The sequence below is a fragment of the Chryseobacterium turcicum genome, assembly GCF_021010565.1.
GTDB classification, from domain to species: domain Bacteria; phylum Bacteroidota; class Bacteroidia; order Flavobacteriales; family Weeksellaceae; genus Chryseobacterium; species Chryseobacterium turcicum.
In genome coordinates, this window is sequence record NZ_JAJNAY010000001.1 from 3,213,289 (window position 1) to 3,233,223 (window position 19,935).

The 19,935-nt window shown below is 32.3% G+C and carries 19 protein-coding genes; 9 read left to right on the plus strand and 10 right to left on the minus strand.

All coding sequences use genetic code 11. From position 1 onward, the window contains the following. Window positions 1-50: 50 nt before the first annotated feature. Window positions 51-401: a prevent-host-death protein gene (locus LO744_RS14540; RefSeq protein WP_079464872.1), complete on the plus strand. Its 351-nt coding sequence runs from the start codon at window positions 51-53 to the stop codon at window positions 399-401. A gap of 242 nt (window positions 402-643) precedes the next feature. On the opposite strand, the gene LO744_RS14545 is transcribed toward LO744_RS14540, so the two are convergent. Further along, window positions 644-1,561 (minus strand): acyltransferase family protein, encoded by a 918-nt coding sequence (locus tag LO744_RS14545; protein WP_230670350.1) that lies wholly within the window; start codon window positions 1,559-1,561, stop codon window positions 644-646. A 323-nt stretch (window positions 1,562-1,884) separates the two neighbouring features. Here LO744_RS14545 and LO744_RS14550 point away from each other — a divergent pair, with 323 nt between their 5' ends. Continuing rightward, complete coding sequence (locus LO744_RS14550) at window positions 1,885-2,841, plus strand: alpha/beta fold hydrolase (protein WP_230670352.1); 957 nt, start codon at window positions 1,885-1,887, stop codon at window positions 2,839-2,841. Between the two features lie 69 nt (window positions 2,842-2,910). Here LO744_RS14550 and LO744_RS14555 read toward each other — a convergent pair whose 3' ends face one another. Continuing rightward, window positions 2,911-3,816, minus strand: a complete 906-nt coding sequence (locus LO744_RS14555; protein ID WP_230670354.1) for a DUF808 family protein — start codon at window positions 3,814-3,816, stop codon at window positions 2,911-2,913. A gap of 153 nt (window positions 3,817-3,969) precedes the next feature. Between LO744_RS14555 and LO744_RS14560 the strand changes: the two genes are divergently transcribed. From LO744_RS14560 to LO744_RS14570, 3 genes are read left to right on the plus strand one after another with little or no spacing between them, the layout of a single operon-like run. Then, on the plus strand, window positions 3,970-4,383 hold the full coding sequence (locus tag LO744_RS14560; protein ID WP_230670356.1) for a hypothetical protein: 414 nt from the start codon (window positions 3,970-3,972) through the stop codon (window positions 4,381-4,383). After that, window positions 4,376-4,891, plus strand: a complete 516-nt coding sequence (locus tag LO744_RS14565; RefSeq protein ID WP_230670358.1) for a hypothetical protein — start codon at window positions 4,376-4,378, stop codon at window positions 4,889-4,891. Before LO744_RS14560 ends, LO744_RS14565 begins: the two co-directional genes overlap by 8 nt. 51 nt (window positions 4,892-4,942) lie before the next feature. After that, a complete protein-coding gene (locus tag LO744_RS14570; protein WP_230670360.1) occupies window positions 4,943-5,803 on the plus strand; it encodes an alpha/beta hydrolase in 861 nt (286 codons plus the stop codon). Between the two features lie 423 nt (window positions 5,804-6,226). On the opposite strand, the gene LO744_RS14575 is transcribed toward LO744_RS14570, so the two are convergent. The 4 genes from LO744_RS14575 to LO744_RS14590 all read right to left on the minus strand — a co-directional run bounded on the left by LO744_RS14575 (window position 6,227) and on the right by LO744_RS14590 (window position 11,133). Further along, window positions 6,227-6,943, minus strand: a complete 717-nt coding sequence (locus LO744_RS14575) for a DedA family protein (RefSeq protein ID WP_230670362.1) — start codon at window positions 6,941-6,943, stop codon at window positions 6,227-6,229. Window positions 6,944-7,030: 87 nt separating this feature from the next. After that, the gene (gene prfB, locus LO744_RS14580) at window positions 7,031-8,143 is read right to left on the minus strand and encodes a peptide chain release factor 2 (protein WP_230670364.1); all 1,113 of its coding nucleotides are present in this window, start codon (window positions 8,141-8,143) and stop codon (window positions 7,031-7,033) included. A gap of 306 nt (window positions 8,144-8,449) precedes the next feature. Then, window positions 8,450-9,409 carry a T9SS type A sorting domain-containing protein gene (locus LO744_RS14585; protein ID WP_230670366.1) on the minus strand — a complete coding sequence of 320 codons (960 nt, stop codon included), beginning with the start codon at window positions 9,407-9,409 and terminating at the stop codon, window positions 8,450-8,452. A 368-nt stretch (window positions 9,410-9,777) separates the two neighbouring features. Then, window positions 9,778-11,133, minus strand: a complete 1,356-nt coding sequence (locus LO744_RS14590) for an ATP-binding protein (protein WP_230670368.1) — start codon at window positions 11,131-11,133, stop codon at window positions 9,778-9,780. Between the two features lie 214 nt (window positions 11,134-11,347). Between LO744_RS14590 and LO744_RS14595 the strand changes: the two genes are divergently transcribed. Continuing rightward, window positions 11,348-12,250, plus strand: coding sequence for an ABC transporter ATP-binding protein (locus tag LO744_RS14595; RefSeq protein WP_230670370.1), 903 nt, complete (start codon window positions 11,348-11,350; stop codon window positions 12,248-12,250). A gap of 2 nt (window positions 12,251-12,252) precedes the next feature. Next, complete coding sequence (locus LO744_RS14600; RefSeq protein WP_230670372.1) at window positions 12,253-13,101, plus strand: ABC transporter permease; 849 nt, start codon at window positions 12,253-12,255, stop codon at window positions 13,099-13,101. Window positions 13,102-13,331: 230 nt separating this feature from the next. Here the strand turns inward: LO744_RS14600 and pruA are convergent, their stop codons facing one another. The 4 genes from pruA to LO744_RS14620 all read right to left on the minus strand — a co-directional run bounded on the left by pruA (window position 13,332) and on the right by LO744_RS14620 (window position 17,069). Further along, window positions 13,332-14,957, minus strand: a complete 1,626-nt coding sequence (gene pruA / locus LO744_RS14605) for an L-glutamate gamma-semialdehyde dehydrogenase (RefSeq protein WP_230670374.1) — start codon at window positions 14,955-14,957, stop codon at window positions 13,332-13,334. 321 nt (window positions 14,958-15,278) lie between these two features. After that, window positions 15,279-16,382, minus strand: a complete 1,104-nt coding sequence (locus LO744_RS14610) for a DNA topoisomerase IB (RefSeq protein ID WP_230670375.1) — start codon at window positions 16,380-16,382, stop codon at window positions 15,279-15,281. A 9-nt stretch (window positions 16,383-16,391) separates the two neighbouring features. Continuing rightward, complete coding sequence (locus LO744_RS14615) at window positions 16,392-16,559, minus strand: phosphatidate cytidylyltransferase (protein WP_230670377.1); 168 nt, start codon at window positions 16,557-16,559, stop codon at window positions 16,392-16,394. Between the two features lie 27 nt (window positions 16,560-16,586). Next, complete coding sequence (locus LO744_RS14620) at window positions 16,587-17,069, minus strand: DUF6526 family protein (RefSeq protein ID WP_230670379.1); 483 nt, start codon at window positions 17,067-17,069, stop codon at window positions 16,587-16,589. A gap of 171 nt (window positions 17,070-17,240) precedes the next feature. Between LO744_RS14620 and LO744_RS14625 the strand changes: the two genes are divergently transcribed. Then, a complete protein-coding gene (locus LO744_RS14625; RefSeq protein WP_230670381.1) occupies window positions 17,241-19,019 on the plus strand; it encodes an aminopeptidase P family protein in 1,779 nt (592 codons plus the stop codon). Window positions 19,020-19,298: 279 nt separating this feature from the next. After that, the gene (locus tag LO744_RS14630; protein ID WP_230670383.1) at window positions 19,299-19,865 is read left to right on the plus strand and encodes a Crp/Fnr family transcriptional regulator; all 567 of its coding nucleotides are present in this window, start codon (window positions 19,299-19,301) and stop codon (window positions 19,863-19,865) included. Window positions 19,866-19,935: the final 70 nt, after the last annotated feature.

Genomic DNA, 19,935 nt, shown 5'->3' on the forward strand with positions numbered 1-19,935 from the left:
ATATTTAATTTGATATATTCCTAAAAAGGGAATATGGTAAAAATCTCCTAATGAACTACAAGCTTGAACTACGCACACCAGATTCACAACCTAAACTAATCTTCCATGCCATTACTTTTGATACTTTCAAAGTAAATATAGTGGAAAGATATAGTGGTGTAAAACCTATATTGTGTGACGTTTTATTTAGAGTAAGAACTCTAGATGATCAGATTATCAAAAGAAGAGACGGGCATATAAAAATCAGAATAAAAGGTGAAGAGTTTGAAATATATCAAAGATTATTAAAAGTTTTCAAATCTTATGATTATAAAAACAAACTTATCAGCAGAAGAGATGCAGAACAAGATTTGGTGCATTTTATTTTGAGACTGGTTATTATTAATTATGAAATGAATTAATGTATTTATAGAAGGACAACGATAATATCGTTGTCCTTTTTTTATTTAATCATTTTTAAAACTATGCTTTAAGCTTCCTTTGTAAATAATGATATTAAAATTATTACAATCCCTAATTTTCATTATTTCCTTAAATTTAAACCGAAACCATTCCATTGACAAGAAAATTATTGATTCTTTCATTGCTTAATGCAATCGTTTACATATAAAATATTTCTTTGATGATTGGTTAGGATAAAAATTTAAAGTAAATACTTCAACTTCTTGTTAAGATACACCAAAGCAAAGCTTACCGGAATTAAAATCGCTAGAAAAATAAGAATTTTAAAAGACTGAATTTCTTTATAAAAATCAGATTTCATAATTAGTGGATGTACGACATAAATTGCAGTAGAAAAACTAGCCAAAATTTTCGACGTGGTTTTAATATAGATTTTCTGGCAGTATAAAAACAGCATTGGGCTTACAAAAATCAAAGAAAATAAGATGTCTGTACTTTCGCTGCTTATATATTTATAATTCAAAAAAGCTTCTGCAACTACGCACAATAGAGAAAAAATCACCAGGAGAGACGAATTTTTATATTTTGAAATATCAATTTTGTGTTTATTAATTAAAAATCCGATTGTTAAAAAAGGAAAACACACAAAAAGGAAGTTTCGGTAGTACAAATACATATTTAATACTGAATCTTTATCCCCTTCAAAATAATGAAGATTTCCTAAAACCTGAACGACATAGCCCAGCGAGAATAAAACCAGCGCTAAAACAATCAGTAATCTTGAATCTTGATTTCTGAGAAAATAAAGGAATAGTCCTGAAAAAAAAGTTCCTATCAAGTACCATAAATGATGGTAACCAAAAATAATGGTCATCCAAATCTCATCATTATCTTTCCAATAAGAAATATAAATCAGCATCCAGATTGCATACAATAAAAAGGTTCTGAAAAGCCATTTTTTTAGCTTTTTCGCATTATCGATATGAAAGAAATAAAACCCGGTAATGACTAAAAAAACGGGAACAGCTATTCTAAAAAGCCCATTCACCAGCATATAACTTACCATCGGGTATGTTTCTTTCAAAAAATTCATATGCAGAAACACGACAAAAAATGCCAGTATGATTTTTAAAACATCAATTGATAAATTTCTACCCATAATTAGTTGAAATCAAACCCTGTGACTGAGGATTCAATTTTTGCAAAAGTAAATATTTAAAATTGATTATAAAGGTAAATTATTCTTCTGTTCATTCTCAAATACACAATAAAAATTAATTCATTTTATGTATATCCGTTTTCACTACTATTTCATAATTTAACGCAAAGGCAAACAAAGAATATTAAAATTTGACTGTTTTAAAGTTATACAAGGGCGTAAACTTAGCAAAGAAATACAAAAAGTTATAAAATATGAGAAATTGTGAACAAGCATTATTCATTTTATTTAGATACATTTGAAAGGATTTTATTTTTAATAATATGAATTTTAAACATAAAGTATTACTCGCTTTCAATACACTTTATATAATTTTCACACAGGCTCAACAGCTTAAAAACGGAAATTTCACAGAAAAAATTGACGGGATCAGTATCAATTATACCATCAAAGGAAATGGTCCTGTACTATTTGTGGGACATCCTAATTCAGGAAAAATCGGATATGAATTAACATTACAGCCATTAGAAAAACAATTCACAATGGTTTACTATGATTTGCGCGGGACAGGAAAATCTACTGCACCAAAAAAAGTAGAAGATTACAGTCTTGAAAAAAGTGTTTTAGAAATTGATGAATTAAGAAAAAAACTTAATATCGATAAAATCTGGTTTTTTGCACATTCTGACCAAAGCGGAATTGCGATGCTTTATAGTTTAGAATATCCTAATCATGTGGAAGGAATGATTTTAACCGGAACTTCTTTAGTTGCCTCTCCGGAAGAGGGTTACAACCGAAAAAAAGAATCGGAAAACAAAAGAATAAAAGAATCTAAATGGTTTTCACAAGTCGTAAAAGACTGGGATTATATGTACATTCACAAAACCGAAAAAGCTCCCGATGGAAGAGATTTATCTGAAGCTCCGATGAAATGGTGGTGTTATGATGAAGAATCTTCGAAAAAAGTAATTCCGATTATGAAAGAAATTTCAAAAGCCGGAAGAAGAAAACTAGTGGATGGACAAATGCCTCAAGCTGAAAAAATGCTAGAATATTATTATCATCAGCAGAAAAAATTCTCGCAGATTAAAACAAAAACTTTGATTCTCAATGGAAAAGCAGATACCAATAACTCACCCGAATTTGCTGAACAGCTTCACAAAATATTACCCAATTCTAAATTGGTTTTCATCGAAAAATCCGGTCATTTCCCTTGGATAGAAGATGCGACACAAAGTTTTGCAGAAATCAAAAAATGGCTTGAGGAAATTAAATTTTAAAGCCATCTATTAAAAATAAAAATCCTGCTCCAGAAAACTGAAGCAGGATTTTCTATTAAGAATTATCAATTATTTCTTTGTCGCTAACGAATAGATTTTCTTTCCGCCAGTAATTAAAAACAAGGCAATTAACCCACCTGCTACACCAAACAGAACTTGTTTTACCACTTCATTCCAAGTTGGCAGTGAATGATGAAGAAAGTCGATATTATGATCAAAAATTCCACCTGCAACCAAGATTAATGCGATTGTTCCAATGATTCCAAGCGCTTTTATAACGATAGGAAGTGCTTTCACAAGCAGATGTCCTAATGTACCAAAGAAGCCTTTATCATTACTTTTTTTAATTAATTTAAATCCTGCATCATCCATTCTTACGATTAATGCTACAATACCATAAACCCCTACAGTTGCAATAATTGAAACGATGGAAACAGTAACAACTTCCACAAGGAAAGGATCAAACTGTGATTTTAAAGCATCGTAACCGTCTTTTGCAGCAGCCAATGCGATAATAACAATCTCAAGAGACAAAATAAAATCAGTCGTAACTGCAGATTTCACTTTAGCTTTTTCTAGCGCCTCACCGTCTTCTTCAACATCCTGGGCTTCTTCGATTACTTCGTGTCCTTTTTTATCTCTATGAAATAAAAATTCTACAATTTTTTCAACTCCTTCATAAGCTAAATAAAACCCACCAATAATCAAAATGATTTTAATGGCAGGCGAATACAGCCATTCGAGCAGGAAAACAAAAGGAACAATAATCAGTTTATTGATGAATGAACCTTTCATAATTTTCATCAATACAGGAATTTCCCTTGAAGAAAGGAAACCTGTGGCTTTTTCTGCGTTTACCGCCAAATCATCGCCTAAGATACCTGCTGTTTTTTGGGTTGCAATTTTACTTGTTACAGCAACATCATCCATTAAAGCAGCGATATCATCTAAAATCGCAAAAAAACCAGACGCCATAGTATTTTAATATTTTTTTAATAAGTGTTAAGTCTTACAAAAATATAGATTTTAATTGGTTTCAAAGAACTTTTAAATCTCATTTGTCAGAATAATTGTTTATTAGGGAAAGTAATTTTATATTTAAAAAAGTTTTTACTTATTTTTATTTAAATGAAATTGACCTTAAAAATTTTAATCGCTATATTCTCACTTACAATACTTTCTCATTGTAAGGAAAAATTGACAAAGCCTATTTCCTTTTTCGAAGATTATGATTTGAATTCCGGCAAATATAAATTGGAAGTCTATCAAATTGAAGGTGAAATTATTGATGATTTTAAAAAATTTTACATTGATGATTCTGAAACTTTAAAAAAAATGCAAAAACAATGGATTTTTAAATATAAATCTGAAGTGATGCCTTGCGGATTTGGATATGAATTACATTTGGTAAAAGACCATAAAATCATCAAAAAAACTTTAATAAATATTGATTGTGAGTACATGCAAGGTTGGATACATTTTCCGAAAGAATATCTTACAGACCACAAAAATCATTTTAAAAGAATTATAGAAAATGACTAAATTTAACTTAAGCTCAATAAAAAGAATATTTTTTTTCTTTTTTGTAATTATAATTCCTCAATTTCTATTTGCTCAGATAAATGATGACAACATCCGATTAAAAACTTTACAAAAATCAAACATTGGCAAAAAATACATTTATGGAAAATGGAATGAAAAAGGTGGGACAGAAACTCATTTAACTTATTTAGGAAATGTCGTTTCAAAAAAAGGCATTTATAAAATTATGAATTCTACTTGGCTTTGGGGATTATCACGAAGAGCAACTAATCGCATTTTAATTTTCAACAATCTTAATCAATATATTGGGGAATACAGTGTAATAATGATGTCAGATTTGCCACAAAAATTTAGACATGGAATATTGATATTTAAAAACAAGAATAATGACTGTGACCGAAGAGTGTCATCAAAAATTAATTTTAAAAATGGTATTCCAAAACAGTTTTTCCGAGAATGCAAAAATGGTTCTGGTGACCTTTATGAGTTTGATAGTTTTATAGAATAAAATCATATTTGTTTATCATCATAAAAATCAAATTCTCCTTACCTTTACTTTATGAAAAAGCTGATTCTCAATTACCATTTCTTTGTTTTAGGATTAATTGGTTTGGTATTAAATTCATGCAATTCTAAATTCAGAGTTTGGGTGGGAAAAGACAGTCAGAAAATTTATAATCTGAAATATGGAGAACACAAACGCCAGAAAATGGATGTTTTTCTTCCTGCAGAATATCCACAAGATTCTCCTGTGATTTTAATTGTTCATGGTGGCGCATGGAAATATGGCAGAAAAGAGCACATGATACAAATTCAAAAAATGCTTTTTGAAAATAATATTCCGAGCATTAATATGAATTATCGCTTGGTTTCAAAACATTTCACTTATAAAAATCAGTTAGAAGACATCGATTCTGTGATTGAAAAATTCAATGCGCTTTCAAAGAATGCAGAACTTCAACCCAATAATTATATTCTTTTGGGTGAAAGTGCGGGTGGCCATTTGGCACTGCTCTACGGATATCAGAATCCTGATAAAATCAAGAAAGTCATTTCTTTAAGCGGACCGACAGATTTTTATTCCCCTAACTATTTAAATTCATTTTATTCAAAATATACTTCAGGAACCATTCAAAAAGTAGTTGGAACAAAATTTAACCGTAAAAATTTGTCTGAGGATTTTCAAAAAGCGAGCCCCATAGCGAATGTTACCAATGTTCCCACTCTTTTATTTCAGGGAAATCAGGATTTTTTGGTCAATCAGAAACAAGGTTTGGCATTAGATTCAGCTTTAACGAAGATGAATGTTCCGCATAAATTGGTTTTCATGGATAAAACAGGACACGCACCCAGATTTTTCAACAAGAAAAAAAGAGATAGCATTATCTATCCTAATATTCTGGAGTGGATTAAAAATTAGATTAATATATCCTTCTCTTCTTTAATTCGCTATTATCCTTGAGAATACGTTGTATTTCATCGTTCAATTTACATGTTTGTATATCCTACGGTCATTATTTTTACGTTAAAAAAAATAACACCTACTATTTGTAAGTAAAAATGAAACCTTAGGATGTATTTTTTAACGCAAAGTTTATTTTTTAAGCATTGATTTTTAGAAGGCAAATGAATTTGCTTCGCGAAGCTTGAAAATAGAGCTTCATCAAATCAACTTGTTGATTCATCTTTGCTCCTTAAATAAGGAAGAGTATTTAATAAAACTTTGCGTGAAATAGAAGAATTATAAGAATCTATATCTGAAAAAAAATTGGGTAAATTTATCTTAGAAGCAAAAAAATAACCTGCAACAAAATTGCAGGTTATCTCTTATATTTTAAATTGATTATTTTTCTTTGTCAATTAAGTCGTCTAAAACCTCATCTTCCAGTTTCGGATTTCCTTTCGGAGCTCCAAACATAAATTTCAGAACCACAGGAACCGTAGTAATTAAAACAATCACAATAATGATAAATTCAAGTTTTTCTTTCAGATTGATTCCGAATTGCTCAAGGAATAACTTATCCAGGTAATGTCCTGCAAAGATTAAACTGAAAGACCAAAGAATACCTCCGATAATGTTATCGCGTAGGAATGCTTTTTTGTCCATCTTCACAATACCCGCCACAATAGGCATAAAAGTTCTTACCACAGGTAAAAATCTTGCCATAATAATTGCCAAGGCTCCATTTTTTTCAAAGAAATCATGTGCCTGATAAAGGTATTTTTTCTTGAAAAGCATGGTATCTTTTTTCTTGTATAAAGCCGGACCTGTTTTGCTTCCGAACCAATACCCTACCTGATTACCTACAATTGCAGCTAAAGCTACAGCACTTGCCAAAATGGTGGTGTCTAAAAAGTCACTACCTGTAGAACCAAATGTTTTAGAAATAATGTCTACTGCATAAATTCCTGAAACAAAAAGCAGTGAATCTCCCGGAAGGAAAAACCCTACAAACAAACCTGTTTCGGCAAATATGATAAACAATATTACCCAAAACCCACCCATGTTGATATAAAACTCAGGGTTTAATAAATCTTTCCAACTATTGAAATCTTCCATATGTAATGATGATGAACAAAAATAAGCTTAATAAAATTATGCTGAAAATATATTAGCATATTTTAACAAAAATGTAAACATGATTTTCTATAGGTCGAAATCATCGTCTGAAACCGCGGTTCCATCGGCCATAAGAAACGCTTTGAGGAATGGCGTAAGATTTCCGTTCATCACTCCATCAACATCTGATGTTTCGTGACCCGAGCGCACATCTTTTACCAATTTGTAAGGATGCATCACATAGTTTCGAATCTGACTTCCCCACTCGATTTTCATTTTATTGGCTTCAATTTCAGTTCTGGCCCTCAAACGTTCTTCCAATTCCATTTCATACAATCTGGATTTTAAAAGTTGCATTGCTTTTTCTTTATTCTGAAGCTGAGAACGTGATTCTGAGTTTTCGATGATAATTCCTGTTGGTGCATGACGAAGACGAACAGCAGTTTCTACCTTGTTTACGTTTTGCCCACCCGCTCCGGAGCTTCGCATTGTTTCAAATGAAATATCTGCCGGATTGATGTTGATTTCAATCGTATCATCCACCAAAGGATAAACATAGACAGAAACGAAACTGGTATGTCGTTTTGCGTTAGAATCAAAAGGAGAAATTCTTACCAATCTATGAACACCATTTTCACCTTTCAGATATCCAAAAGCGTATTCGCCATCGATTTCTAAGGTTACAGTTTTCACACCTGCAACTTCACCTTCCTGATAATTTAGTTCTTTTATTTTATAACCCTGCTTTTCCGCCCACATATTATACATCCTCATTAGCATTGCTGCCCAATCACAACTTTCAGTTCCACCCGCTCCTGCCGTGATTTGAAGAACAGCAGAAAGCTCATCACCTTCATTAGAAAGCATGTTTTTAAATTCCAGATTTTCTATTTTTTCTAATAATTTAGGAAAAGCTTCATCTAACTCTTTTTCAGAATCGGCATCTTCTTTTGCAAACTCAAGCAAAACCTGCAAATCCTCAAACTGAGAATTGATTTCTTCATATTCTTCCACCCATTTCTTTTTGGAACGAAGTTGTTTCAGAAAAACTTCAGCCGTTTTTGGATTATCCCAAAATTCCGGAGCTGCCGTTTTTTCGTCATCATTAGAAATCTCTATCTTCTTTTTGTCAATTTGAAGATATTTATGAAGGTCTTCAATTCTAGATTGAATTTCTTTTATCTGGTCGTTATTAATCAAAGCTAAAAAATTTGAAAAGCAAATTTACGGATAAAATCACGAGTATTGGATAATGTGTAATAAGTTATAAAAATTGTTGTGAATAATCTGTTCAAATAAGCCTCTATAAGCTATAAATTCATCATTTTATCTTTGTCTTTTTTTTCCCACGAATGCACAAATATTAGGATGTGAAATTTTTAGGAAAAATGATTATTTTAATTATCCTCGAAGCCATAAACAAATAAGCCGATTAATTAAAACCGGCTTATTAAACAATGATTTTTTGTAAATTATATAATAATCAAAGTGGAAAAAAACTCTATCTTATTTTTTCACCACTTTCTGTGATGAAATTGTACCATTTTTGTTTTTAAGAACCAAAATATAATTTCCTTTATCTAAGAAAGATAAATCTAATTTTGTCTTAGGCTCTATACTAGCTTTAATTGTTTTCCCTGAAAAATCTAAAACTTCGATTGAAGTAACATCAGAAATATCAGCAAAATTTAATTCGTTTGAAAAAGGATTTGGATAAACAGACTGGTCTTTTACTTTTTTAGCATCTGAAACAGAAAGTTGGGCAACCTGTGCAGACACTGCAAATACATTAATCACTGTTACTTCTGTAGAAGTTTTTTTAACGGTAACTGAAGTAATCACTTTAGATTGATTACCCGCACTTATTGCCAAAGGAATCTGATAAATTCTAGGGTTTGTACCTCCAGCTGCATCTAAGGCATTTGAAGCTCTGTTGATTCTTCCGATTCCCTGAATGGCCGCACTCGTTCCACCATACCAATCCTGAAAATTTGTAGCGGCAAAAACCTGTGTAGTTCCATCTTGGAAATTAACGGTAATATCCCCTGTAGAAGGGCCACTACCGCTTACCGCAAGAACATATAAATTATTTGCAGCAGTTGGCGTTGCCAAAGTAAGTGTTCCTGTATCGTTTGCATTAGGAAGTCTTAAAGAATTATTTCCAGAATACGTTGCCAATTGGTACGTTAAGCCGCTTGTTGTTGCTACAGCAGAAGTAATAAGCCCGTTCTCTGGTAAACCATACGTTAAAGCTGAAGCCGAAGAATTTACTTTAAAATCTCTGGACATGTACGCAAAATTATCGGTGTCTTTATCTAAACTCATGGTTGTAGAATTTAAAGATGGACCTACTCCGTTTGCGATGACATCTGCATTGAAACCTGTAACCGTTAATGACTGATATGATTGTGCGTTTATCTGAGTAAAAGCCAAGATTACCCCAAGAGAAAATAGTTTTCTTTTCATAAGTTTTTATATTAATGTTGATAAGTTTTGAACGTGAGTGTAAGTTTCTTTTCAGAATTAAAAAGATGAACAAATATATAAGATGACCTGTGAAAAGCACTACTCAGAGCATACAAAGTACATACTCAATACATACTCACACTACTTAGAATTGCTCATATAGCAATATTTCAGAAACATAAAACACTTTTCAATAATTAATCCAATTATAAAAAATAAAAAAATATATAAAAACAACTAATATCACAAAAAATTAACAATGACAAAAAAAGTAACAATTTAGAAATACTTACAATATTAGATTTGAAACAAAAAAACCATTACTGTTTAAAAGTAATGGTTTTTGATATTTCTTATAAAAAGTAGATTTATTTCTCTTTTTTTTCTTCATCATTATGCTGAAACCCAATTTCTCTTTGTGGAATTTCTACTGTCTGATAGGTCTCAAGTTCAGATTTCAATGAATGAATTCTCATCTGGAAGTCATCAAGATTATTAATGATAACATCATTTAAAAACTGAGCAATTTGGTTGAGATATTCTTCCGTTAATTTTGCTGCCGCATCTCGCAAAGCACCATTAAGAAGTGTTTCATCAATTTTTAACTTTTCATCTTTTGTCCGTTGGTAACGATTTTTAATTCTCTTTTTAAGACTTTGGGTAAAATCGATGAGCATTGTATTGCTGAAAACTTTCATTTTAGTAGCGGTTTCTGCCCAGAAAGGAATTTTATCCGCTTTATTATTTTTAAGAATTTTAAAAAGAAGCGAGTCTCTATCCAGATTTTTGGTCATTGAATACAAAATAATCTCTGACCTTTCTGCGGCATTCGGAGGAAATATAGGAACCACAACATCAAACCTTCCCGGTGCAAGAATTTCTTCGTTAATATCTGAAACAGAATTGGCAGAACCCACCATTAACAAATCTTCACTTTCAAATTTTGAGACATGATGAAGAATAATCTCCTGAGTTTCAAGATTGCATGATGCGACATCATTTTCAGCTCTTCTTTCCATCATAATTTCATCAAAATCATCCAAAAAAAGCAAAACCTTGTCTTGTTTCATCATCGTCACCAAAAAATCATTAAAATTGGTTTGGCTTCCGTCAATAAATGAAGTGCCGAGATAATGTTTTTTGACTTCTTTAAATTGATAATTGATGATTTCAGCAATTTTATTGGCCCAAAATATTTTTCCACTTCCCGGAGGTCCGTACAAAATAATTCCTGCAGGCTTATTGATTCCCCAGTCTTTAATTTGTTGCGGATTTAAAAATGGTTCTAAAATTCCTGAAATATAAAAGAAAAGATCTCTGTAACCGATAAAATCACGTTGTTTCAAACTGGTTTTATTTCCAAAATAATTATAAACAAAATTGTAATTTCCACCTAATTTATGGTCAATCCCATAGCTTGAAATTGAAGAACGAAATAATCCGTTATCAAAAATATTAGAATTTGTTTCCTGAAGGGCTTTTTCTATCTTTTCTTTCGGCTGATTGATGGTTTTAGCAATCTCATCAATCGTTTTATTTTCACCTAAATCTTCTTCATACTGCTTCAGAAAATCTATATTTTCTCGGGCAAACTTTTCAAAGTCTTCTTTTACTTCAAATTGGGTCGAAATACAGTCTGTCAAATCAAGATCAAAGTCCTGAATAAACTGTTTGATAGCTTCTGCGGAAACATTTAGCTCTTTTGCAAGTTCGATTAACTTCATACTGACATCTTTAATTCAAATGTAATGAAATTTTGGGAAAAGCTAGTTGATAGTTGATAGTTGTTGGTTGTTGGTTGTTGGTTGTTGGTTGTTGTGTTTAATGAAAATACTTTTTACTTTTTACTTTTTACTTTTTACTTTTTTATTAATAATTAAACTTCAAACTGTAACATTTCACAAAAAAGAGAAACTTATAGTACATACAATATACTACATGGAAAAAATTTTATCAGTAAAGAATCTGACAAAAAAATTCAAAAGAGTCGTAGTCAACAATATTTCTTTTGATGTAGAAAGAGGTAATGTGTACGGTCTTCTTGGTCCCAATGGAAGCGGAAAGTCTACAACTTTCGGAATGCTTCTTTCAACCATTAATCCTACAAGCGGCGACTGGTTTTGGTTTGGCAAAAAAGGAACAACACCCGAAACGCTAAAAAAAATCGGAGCTATTATTGAGCAACCCAACTTCTATCCTTATCTAAGTGCAGAAACAAATCTTAAGATTGTTGCTGAAATCAAAGGAACTCCCTTTTCTAGAATTGATGAAGTTCTGAATACCGTAAAGCTTTTAGAAAGAAAAAAAGATGCTTTCAAAACTTTTTCTTTAGGGATGAAGCAGCGTTTAGCAATCGCTTCCGCTTTACTCAACAATCCTGAGGTTTTGATTTTGGATGAACCTACAAATGGTTTGGATCCTGAAGGAATTATTCAGATTAGAGAAATCATAGGAGCTATTTCTAAACAAGGCATCACGATCATTATAGCAAGCCACCTTTTGGATGAAATCGAAAAAATTTGTAGCCATGTAATTGTTTTAAAAGAAGGAAACGCTATTTATTCTGGAAGAGTAGATGAAATAACCACTAATCAAGGCTTTTTTGAATTGAAAGCGGATAATAATACTGCACTGCTACATGCTTTGGAAGAACTTCAGTGGTTTACTTCAGTTTCGGCAGATGGTGAACTTATTAAAGCGCAGGTGCGTGATGATGCATCAATTTCGGCATCGGCATTAAACCAAAAACTTGCTGAAAAAGGTATTTTCTTATCCCATTTGGCGAAGAAGAAACAGTCTCTTGAAAATCAATTCCTTGAACTTGTAAAAAACACTAATTAATTATGATGAAATTATTAAAATTAGAATATTATAAAAATCTTAATTACACTCCTTTTAAGATTTTTACCATCTTGTATTTTGCCATTTTGGTTGTTTTTCTTTGTATTGGATTGATTGATTTAAAGCTTTTTGGAAGTACCATCAATCTTAAAGAGCAAGGATTTTATAATTTCCCGGAAATCTGGAATTTTACAACTTGGACAGTCGCTTTGCTAAAAATTTTTCTTGGACTAATCATTGTCTTTTCAATCTGTCAGGAATTTAGCAATAGAATGTTTAAACAAAATACGATTGATGGCTTAAGCAGAGAAGAATTTATTGGTTCTAAATTACTGACCATCGGTATTTTCACATTTATTTCGACCGTGCTTGTATTTGCAATTACGATGTTTTTAGGTTACAAATACTCAACAACAACAACAGAATCATCATTGGTTTATAAAGAAATATTTTTTGTCGGAAATTATTTTGTAAAACTTTTCTCATTCTTCTGTTTATTAATGTTTTTATCAATTCTGTTAAGAAAATCAGTTTTTGTATTCCTCGCTTTTTTTGTACTTTGGGTAGGAGAATCTATCCTGGGAGGAATTGAAACTTACTCTAAAGTAGCAGGAACACAGGCAGCTCAAAGAAACGAAATTCTACAAAATGAATTTTTCTTCAGTAAACTCTTACCATTAGAAAGCATGTCTAATTTAATTCCTGCTCCATGGTTTAGATTGAATATGGCAAAAGCACTCGGTTTAAAATATGAATTCACTTATCCTACAGAAAGCTTAATTGCTTGTTTAATTTGGTGTGGTTTATTTATTTTCGGATCTTATTTAATTCTAAAAAAGAGAGACTGGTAAACTGATTTACATATTATTCAAAACAAAACGTGGTTCTTTGGAATCACGTTTTTTGCTTTAATTAATTATAATTCATCGGGCTTTACCCGATTCTGTTGTAAACTGCCCTTTCAGGGCTCTCTATCATTCATTTTTTTAACCTTACAAGTAAATAAAAGCCCCGAAATAAAAATTCCGAGGCTATATTTATACAGGCAAAAAATTACTCATTGCCTATTATTTATTACTTATTATCCAAGATATGGATATTTATAATCTTTAGGAGAAACAAAAGTTTCTTTGATTGATCTTACAGAAGTCCATCTTAGTAAGTTCATTTTAGAACCTGCTTTATCGTTTGTTCCAGAAGCTCTACCTCCACCGAAAGGTTGTTGACCCACAACAGCACCCGTTGGTTTGTCGTTGATATAGAAATTTCCTGAAGCATTTTCCAACGCTTTGAAAGCCTCCTGAGTTGCATATCTACATTGTGAAAACACAGAACCCGTTAATGAATATGGAGAAGAAGAATCTACCAATTCAAGAGTTTCAGCCCATTTTTCATCTTCGTAAACGAAAACAGATAAAATAGGACCAAAGATTTCCTCTACCATACTTTCGTATTGAGGATTTGTAGTTTCTATTACTGTTGGATGTACAAACCAGCCTTTAGAATCATCAGTTTTACCACCGATTACTACATTTGCTTCGTTTGAAGAATTGGCTCTGTCGATATATCCTTTACATTTTTCGAAAGAATTTTTATCGATTACTGCATTTACAAAGTTTGAAGGATCTTCAGGAGAACCTACTTTAATTGTAGCAATCTGAGATTCCATTACTTTTTTCACATCAGCCCAAAGAGACTGAGGAATATAAGCTCTAGAAGCCGCAGAACATTTCTGTCCTTGATATTCGAAAGAACCTCTTACCAAAGCCGTTGCTACAGCTTCTACGTTTGCAGAAGGATGAGCGATTACGAAATCTTTTCCACCTGTTTCACCAACGATTCTTGGGTATGTTCTGTAATTGTGAATATTCTCACCAATCATTTTCCACATTCCCTGGAAAACTTTTGTAGAACCTGTAAAATGAAGTCCTGCAAAATCTCTGTGAGCCATTACTTTCTCAGCAGTTTCTTTTCCGTCTGTAAAAATCATGTTGATCACCCCAGCAGGAAGACCCGCTTCGATTAAAACATCCATAATTACTTTTGCAGAATAGATTTGCTTATCAGAAGGCTTCCAAACGACTACGTTTCCAAGCATTGCCATACAAGTTGGTAAGTTACCAGCAATTGCTGTAAAGTTGAATGGCGTTACCGCAAAACAGAATCCTTCTAGTGGTCTGTACTCTACTCTATTCCAAATTCCTGCATCAGAAACCGGCTGCTCAGAATACATTTCTGTCATAAATTCTACGTTGAATCTCAAGAAATCAATAAATTCACAAGCGGCATCAATCTCAGTCTGATGAACATTCTTAGACTGTCCAATCATTGTTGCTGCATTAATAACGTCTCTGTAAGGCCCTGCCAAAAGATCAGCTGCCTTTAAGAAAATCGCTGCACGGTGTTCCCATCCAAGCTCATTCCACTGTTTTTTTGCTGCTAGAGCGGTATTGATTGCATCATCTACATGCTGCATTGTTCCTTTATGATAAAAACCGAAATCATGTGCATGATCTTGAGGAGACTGAAGCTTTACAGTATCACCTGTTTTCACTTCTTTTCCGTTGATAATCATTGGGATTTCTATGTTTTCTGCCCACATTTTTTTGTAAGTTGCAAGAAGAGATTTTACTTCTGCTGATCCCGGAACGTAAGAAGTTACCGGCTCATTTACTGCAAATGGTACTTGCGAAATTGCTTTTGACATATCGTTGTATTGTTTGTTTTTGCTTTTTTACAAATTTACAAAATTTATTTCGAGGAAATGTAAACAGTCAATTTTTGTGTGCGTGAGAATATTAGAGAAAAAATATTTAACGCAATGAGCGTTGATATTTTTTTAGTATTGAAAATATTTTTCGTTCGCAAAGGCACTTCGTTCAGCAAATAAAATGTACGCCATGGTTGAGTAGAACGCCTTTACGAACGGAAATAAAAAGTTCTTTAGTGTTTTTTTTTTTGAGGAATTAGCGTTAAAAGATTTTTATAGCTTGAAATTTACAAGCGAAGTAAATTGACCATTCACAATTCACATTTTTTCTTTTTCTAAAATTTTTAAAACTAATTTCTCTTCCTGTGTCAAATCTGCTTTCCCATCATTTTCTTCGATAATTTCAAGTTGATCAAGGTATTTTTTGATGGAATTATTTTCGTAAAGATTAATAACTAAAGGATGTACATAATATTTTCGGCAAACTGTACTGGTATTTCCAAGATGCTCAGCAACAATTTCTAAGGCGGCTTTTACTTTCTTTTTGTATTGCGAATTGTTTTCTGCATAGCCTATTTCTTTAAAAGCAATTAAAGCGTTCACTGTTCCCGACCAGGTTCTGAAATCTTTAGCTGTAAAATCTTCACCACTTATTTCTTTAATATAATCATTCACCATTCCCGAATCAACAGAATGCCTGTTTCCTTCATCATCAAAATATTGAAACAGTTCTTTCCCCGGAATTTCTTTGCATTTCATAATTAACCTTGCCAATCTCTTACTTTTGAGTTTGACATTGTGCATCACGCCTTTTTTTCCTTTGAATGAGAAATTAATTTTTTGCCCTTCTATCTTTACGTGTTTTTCTTTTAAAGTGGTCAAACCAAAAGAGCCATAGAGTTTTTCATAAATATTATTACCAATACGAATGTTGGTCCGTTGCATTAAACTGACAATTAATGCCAGAATTTTTCGCTTTTCAAAATTTCTTAAAGCTAAATCTTTTTCAAGCTGCAAACGAATTTCTGGTAAAGCATATCCAAACTGCAGCATTCTGTAAAATTTGGTATGATTTCTCAGAGCACTCCAAAGCGAATGATATTTATACTGTTTTCTTTTTTTTGCATCGAATCCTGTTGCCTGAAGATGCCCGTTGTCTAAAGCACAGATCCAGACATTTTCCCAAGCCGGAGGAATCACCAAACTATTAATTCTGGTAATTTCATCTTTATTTTTAATTTTTTCGCCGTCTTTAAAATACAAGTATTTTTTGCCTCTTTTTCTGCGAATAATACCGGCAGTTTCTGCATCTGAGGTGTAAATAAGGTTTACCGCCTTTGCAGAAGCTACCGGATCTTTCATAATTTTTACAATCTTCGATGGCTTAAGATGAGAAATAATCTCTAAGTCTGATTGTTCCATACAAATTGGTTATGAATTTTTACCCCGCGAAAAAAGCCATAGCAAAATACCTACTACTCCTACAACCAGAATTATTCCCCACCACATTCCTGCTTTAAAAATAGTTTCTATTGCTTCACAGCTCGTAAGAAGCATTAAACTAAGAATAGTCATGCTGTATAAAGTCCATTTTTTCATAGTAATATAATTTAGGTGTTAATTATTTTAAATTCGATGGTGATCTGCTCTCCATTTTTTGATAGATTTTTTAATCTGATCGCCCGAAATATTTTCATTTAAAGCTTTAGATAAAAGCACTTTAAATTCTTCATCATAGGCAAATCTCAAAGCTGCAATCTGACCAAAACTTAACTTTTCTTCCACTTCATCTGATCTCTTATTGAACAGTTCAAAATATCTTTGCTTAAATTCTAATCTTACCAAGCGATTTTGAAGTCCCAACGCATAATGTTGGCGTAGCATAAGAGCTAAATAGAGCATTAAAAATATGACGATAGAAAACAACAACCATAACAATTGATTTTCGGAGTCATTAAATATTTTATAAATTCCAAAACCATCAGCTATTAGCAACAACGGCAAATAAACAAAATGATGTAGTGGATAAAATTTTCTGTGGTTATGATAGTTTTGCGTTCCCATATTACCGATACTACAATAATCTTTCCAAAAAGTTGTTTTTTTCATGACATTAACTTAATGTGGTACTTGAATATTATGATTTTTCTCTTCCATTTATTAAAGTTATCCATCAAATCAGATTTTAAATTACAACTATTAATCAAGAATATTTTTTTGATTAAAACACTTCCCAACTTCATTTTTTCGTAACTTTCCATCTTTAAAATTTATAAAAAAATGACTTCAAAGGAAAAAGTAGCTGCACTTCGTGAAGAAATGCAGAAAAATAATGTTGATGCATTTATAGTATATTCTGCAGATCCTCATATGAGCGAATATTTACCTGAAGAATGGCAAGAAAGAGCTTGGCTTTCAGGTTTTCTTGGTTCAGCAGGTTTTGTGGTAATTACTACAAATAAAGCTGGACTTTGGACAGACGGAAGATATTTCACACAAGCTCCCATCGAGTTAGCTGGTTCAGGAATTGACCTTTTCAAAGACGGAATGGAGGGAACACCCAATTATATTGACTGGATTATCTCTGAAATTCCTGCCAACGGAAAAGTAGCAGTAAATGCTTTAGCAACTTCACATGCAAACTGGGAACTTTTATCTCAAAAACTGAATGCCAAAAATTTAACTTTGGTAGACTCTCCTTTATTAAAAGAAGTTTGGAAAGATAGAGGAACACCTTCTAAAAACCCGATTTTCGTGCATCCATTAGACAGAGCAGGAAAATCTGTGGCCGATAAAATCTCTGCAATTCGTCAAAAAATGGAAGAGCAGGAAGTTACCGTTCATGTGATTTCAAGTCTTGATGACGTGGCTTGGACATTAAACTTAAGAGGAAGTGATGTAGAAAGCAATCCTGTATTTTTAGGATATGTTTTAATCACTAAAAATGATGCAATTCTGTTTACAGACCTTGAAAAAATGGAGGTTGAAGCCAGAAAACAAATGGATGATTCATTAGTAAAAATGATGCCTTACGAAGAATTTTATCATCATTTGAGAACCATCAGAAACGAAAACGTTTTAGTTTCACCAAACAGCAACCAGTCGATTTTTGAAGCATTAAAAACTGATAATGAGTTTGTGAAAGCTGCTGTTCCTGGAAACTTGATGAAAGCTCAGAAAAACGAGACAGAGCTTGAAGGTTTCAGAAAAGTAATGGTGAGAGACGGTGTGGCAATGGTAAAATTCCTTTATTGGCTAACGCACAATGCAGGAAAAGAAACCATGAACGAGTATTCTATTGGTAAAAAACTAAGAGAATTCCGTGCTGCAGGTGAAAATTTTGTGGGTGAAAGTTTCGGAAGTATCATTGGATACAAAGATAACGGTGCAATGATGCACTATTCTGCTAAAAGCGAGGGAAGCAAAGAAGTGACCAACGACGCAAGTATCTTGGTTGATTCTGGAGGTCAATATTTAGAAGGAACAACAGATATTACAAGAACGTTAGCTTTAGGAGCAGTTTCTGAAGAGTTTAAAACCAACTCTACTCTAGTTTTACAAGGGATGATTCGCTTATCGATGGTGAAATTTCCAAAAGGAACAAGAGGAGTACAGTTAGATGCCATTGCAAGACTTCCTTTGTGGATGAACGGAAAAGACTACAATCACGGGACAGGCCACGGAGTTGGAAGCTTTATGAATGTGCATGAAGGCCCCCAAAATATTAGAAAGGATATGAATCCGCAGGAACTTTTGGTAGGAATGGTTCTTTCAAATGAGCCCGGTTATTATGTGGAAGGTGAATACGGAATCCGTCACGAAAATCTTTTTGCTGTAAAAGAATCTGAAACCACTGGATCAGGAACTTTCTATGATTTTGAAACATTGACTTTCTGCCCGTTCTTTAAAGACACCATCGTCAAAGAAATTCTTTCTGAGGATGAAATCAACTGGCTGAATACTTATCATAAAACGTGTGAAGAAAAATTGGCTCCACATTTGGAAGGTGAAGTAAAAGATTGGTTTTTAGACTTAGTAAGTCCACTTCAACAAAACTAATTATCAACTTTTTGATATCAATCATACAATCGTTCTGTAATAAATATTGCAGAACGATTTTTATTTTATACCGTATTTTTACGGTGTTATTTATGGGATATACCCTGATATAAAATAAATTCTCATCACCTACTTTTGTCCAATCAAAACCGATCACACATATACATAAAAAACTAATATCCTTTAACGTCGCCTCTATTTAATAGGGGCGATGTTTTTTTATTACCGTGAAATCTTTACTTAAATTTGTTACAATTAATAGCCTAATTTATTTACGTGATGATTCAGCAGTTTTTTCAAAATTTCAAACTTTTTTCAGAAAATGAAATAGAAAATATTTTGACTTTTTTTAAAGAAAGAAAACTTTCAAAAAATGATTTTTTTGTAAAAGAAGGTGAAAAATGCAAGGAAATTGCTTTTATACAATCGGGAATTTTCAGGTCTTATTATATTTCAGAAGAGGGAAAAGATAATACATATTGCTTTAGATTTCCTAATGATTTATTGGCTTCTTATTCTTCATTTATTTCTGATAAACCAAGCATAGAAAATCTACAGGCCATTGCAGAAGCTACTCTATTGGTCATTAAGAAAGAAAAAATTCAAGAACTTAGCTCTGAAAATCCTAAATGGAGTGAATTTCTAAGAATTATTGCCGAACAGGAATATTTGGAACTTGAAAAACGCTTTTTCCAACTGCAACGAGATAGTGCAACTCAGAGATATGCTTTCTTAATTGAAAATCAACCAGATTATATTCAAAAAATTCCTTTGCAATATTTAGCATCCTATTTAGGTATTACCCAAAGACATTTGAGCCGCATCAGAAAGGAAATTTCTTTTTAGACATTTGTCCTATTCATTGATATGCATGATAGATAATTTTGCAATACAGAATTAAGGGTATTCAAATAAA

What these genes read in the sequence shown, in the direction of transcription:
- LO744_RS14575 (WP_230670362.1), bottom strand. Translation starts at nt 6,943, where the DNA reads ATGGAAGATTTCAATAGTTGGAAAGATTTATTAAACCCTGAGTTTTAT.
- LO744_RS14550 (WP_230670352.1), top strand. Translation starts at nt 1,885, where the DNA reads ATGAATTTTAAACATAAAGTATTACTCGCTTTCAATACACTTTATATA.
- LO744_RS14555 (WP_230670354.1), bottom strand. Translation starts at nt 3,816, where the DNA reads ATGGCGTCTGGTTTTTTTGCGATTTTAGATGATATCGCTGCTTTAATG.
- pruA (WP_230670374.1), bottom strand. Translation starts at nt 14,957, where the DNA reads ATGTCAAAAGCAATTTCGCAAGTACCATTTGCAGTAAATGAGCCGGTA.
- LO744_RS14630 (WP_230670383.1), top strand. Translation starts at nt 19,299, where the DNA reads ATGATTCAGCAGTTTTTTCAAAATTTCAAACTTTTTTCAGAAAATGAA.
- LO744_RS14600 (WP_230670372.1), top strand. Translation starts at nt 12,253, where the DNA reads ATGATGAAATTATTAAAATTAGAATATTATAAAAATCTTAATTACACT.
- LO744_RS14620 (WP_230670379.1), bottom strand. Translation starts at nt 17,069, where the DNA reads ATGAAAAAAACAACTTTTTGGAAAGATTATTGTAGTATCGGTAATATG.
- LO744_RS14545 (WP_230670350.1), bottom strand. Translation starts at nt 1,561, where the DNA reads ATGGGTAGAAATTTATCAATTGATGTTTTAAAAATCATACTGGCATTT.
- LO744_RS14560 (WP_230670356.1), top strand. Translation starts at nt 3,970, where the DNA reads ATGAAATTGACCTTAAAAATTTTAATCGCTATATTCTCACTTACAATA.
- LO744_RS14565 (WP_230670358.1), top strand. Translation starts at nt 4,376, where the DNA reads ATGACTAAATTTAACTTAAGCTCAATAAAAAGAATATTTTTTTTCTTT.
- LO744_RS14595 (WP_230670370.1), top strand. Translation starts at nt 11,348, where the DNA reads ATGGAAAAAATTTTATCAGTAAAGAATCTGACAAAAAAATTCAAAAGA.
- LO744_RS14625 (WP_230670381.1), top strand. Translation starts at nt 17,241, where the DNA reads ATGACTTCAAAGGAAAAAGTAGCTGCACTTCGTGAAGAAATGCAGAAA.
- LO744_RS14610 (WP_230670375.1), bottom strand. Translation starts at nt 16,382, where the DNA reads ATGGAACAATCAGACTTAGAGATTATTTCTCATCTTAAGCCATCGAAG.
- LO744_RS14570 (WP_230670360.1), top strand. Translation starts at nt 4,943, where the DNA reads ATGAAAAAGCTGATTCTCAATTACCATTTCTTTGTTTTAGGATTAATT.
- LO744_RS14590 (WP_230670368.1), bottom strand. Translation starts at nt 11,133, where the DNA reads ATGAAGTTAATCGAACTTGCAAAAGAGCTAAATGTTTCCGCAGAAGCT.
- LO744_RS14585 (WP_230670366.1), bottom strand. Translation starts at nt 9,409, where the DNA reads ATGAAAAGAAAACTATTTTCTCTTGGGGTAATCTTGGCTTTTACTCAG.
- LO744_RS14540 (WP_079464872.1), top strand. Translation starts at nt 51, where the DNA reads ATGAACTACAAGCTTGAACTACGCACACCAGATTCACAACCTAAACTA.
- LO744_RS14615 (WP_230670377.1), bottom strand. Translation starts at nt 16,559, where the DNA reads ATGAAAAAATGGACTTTATACAGCATGACTATTCTTAGTTTAATGCTT.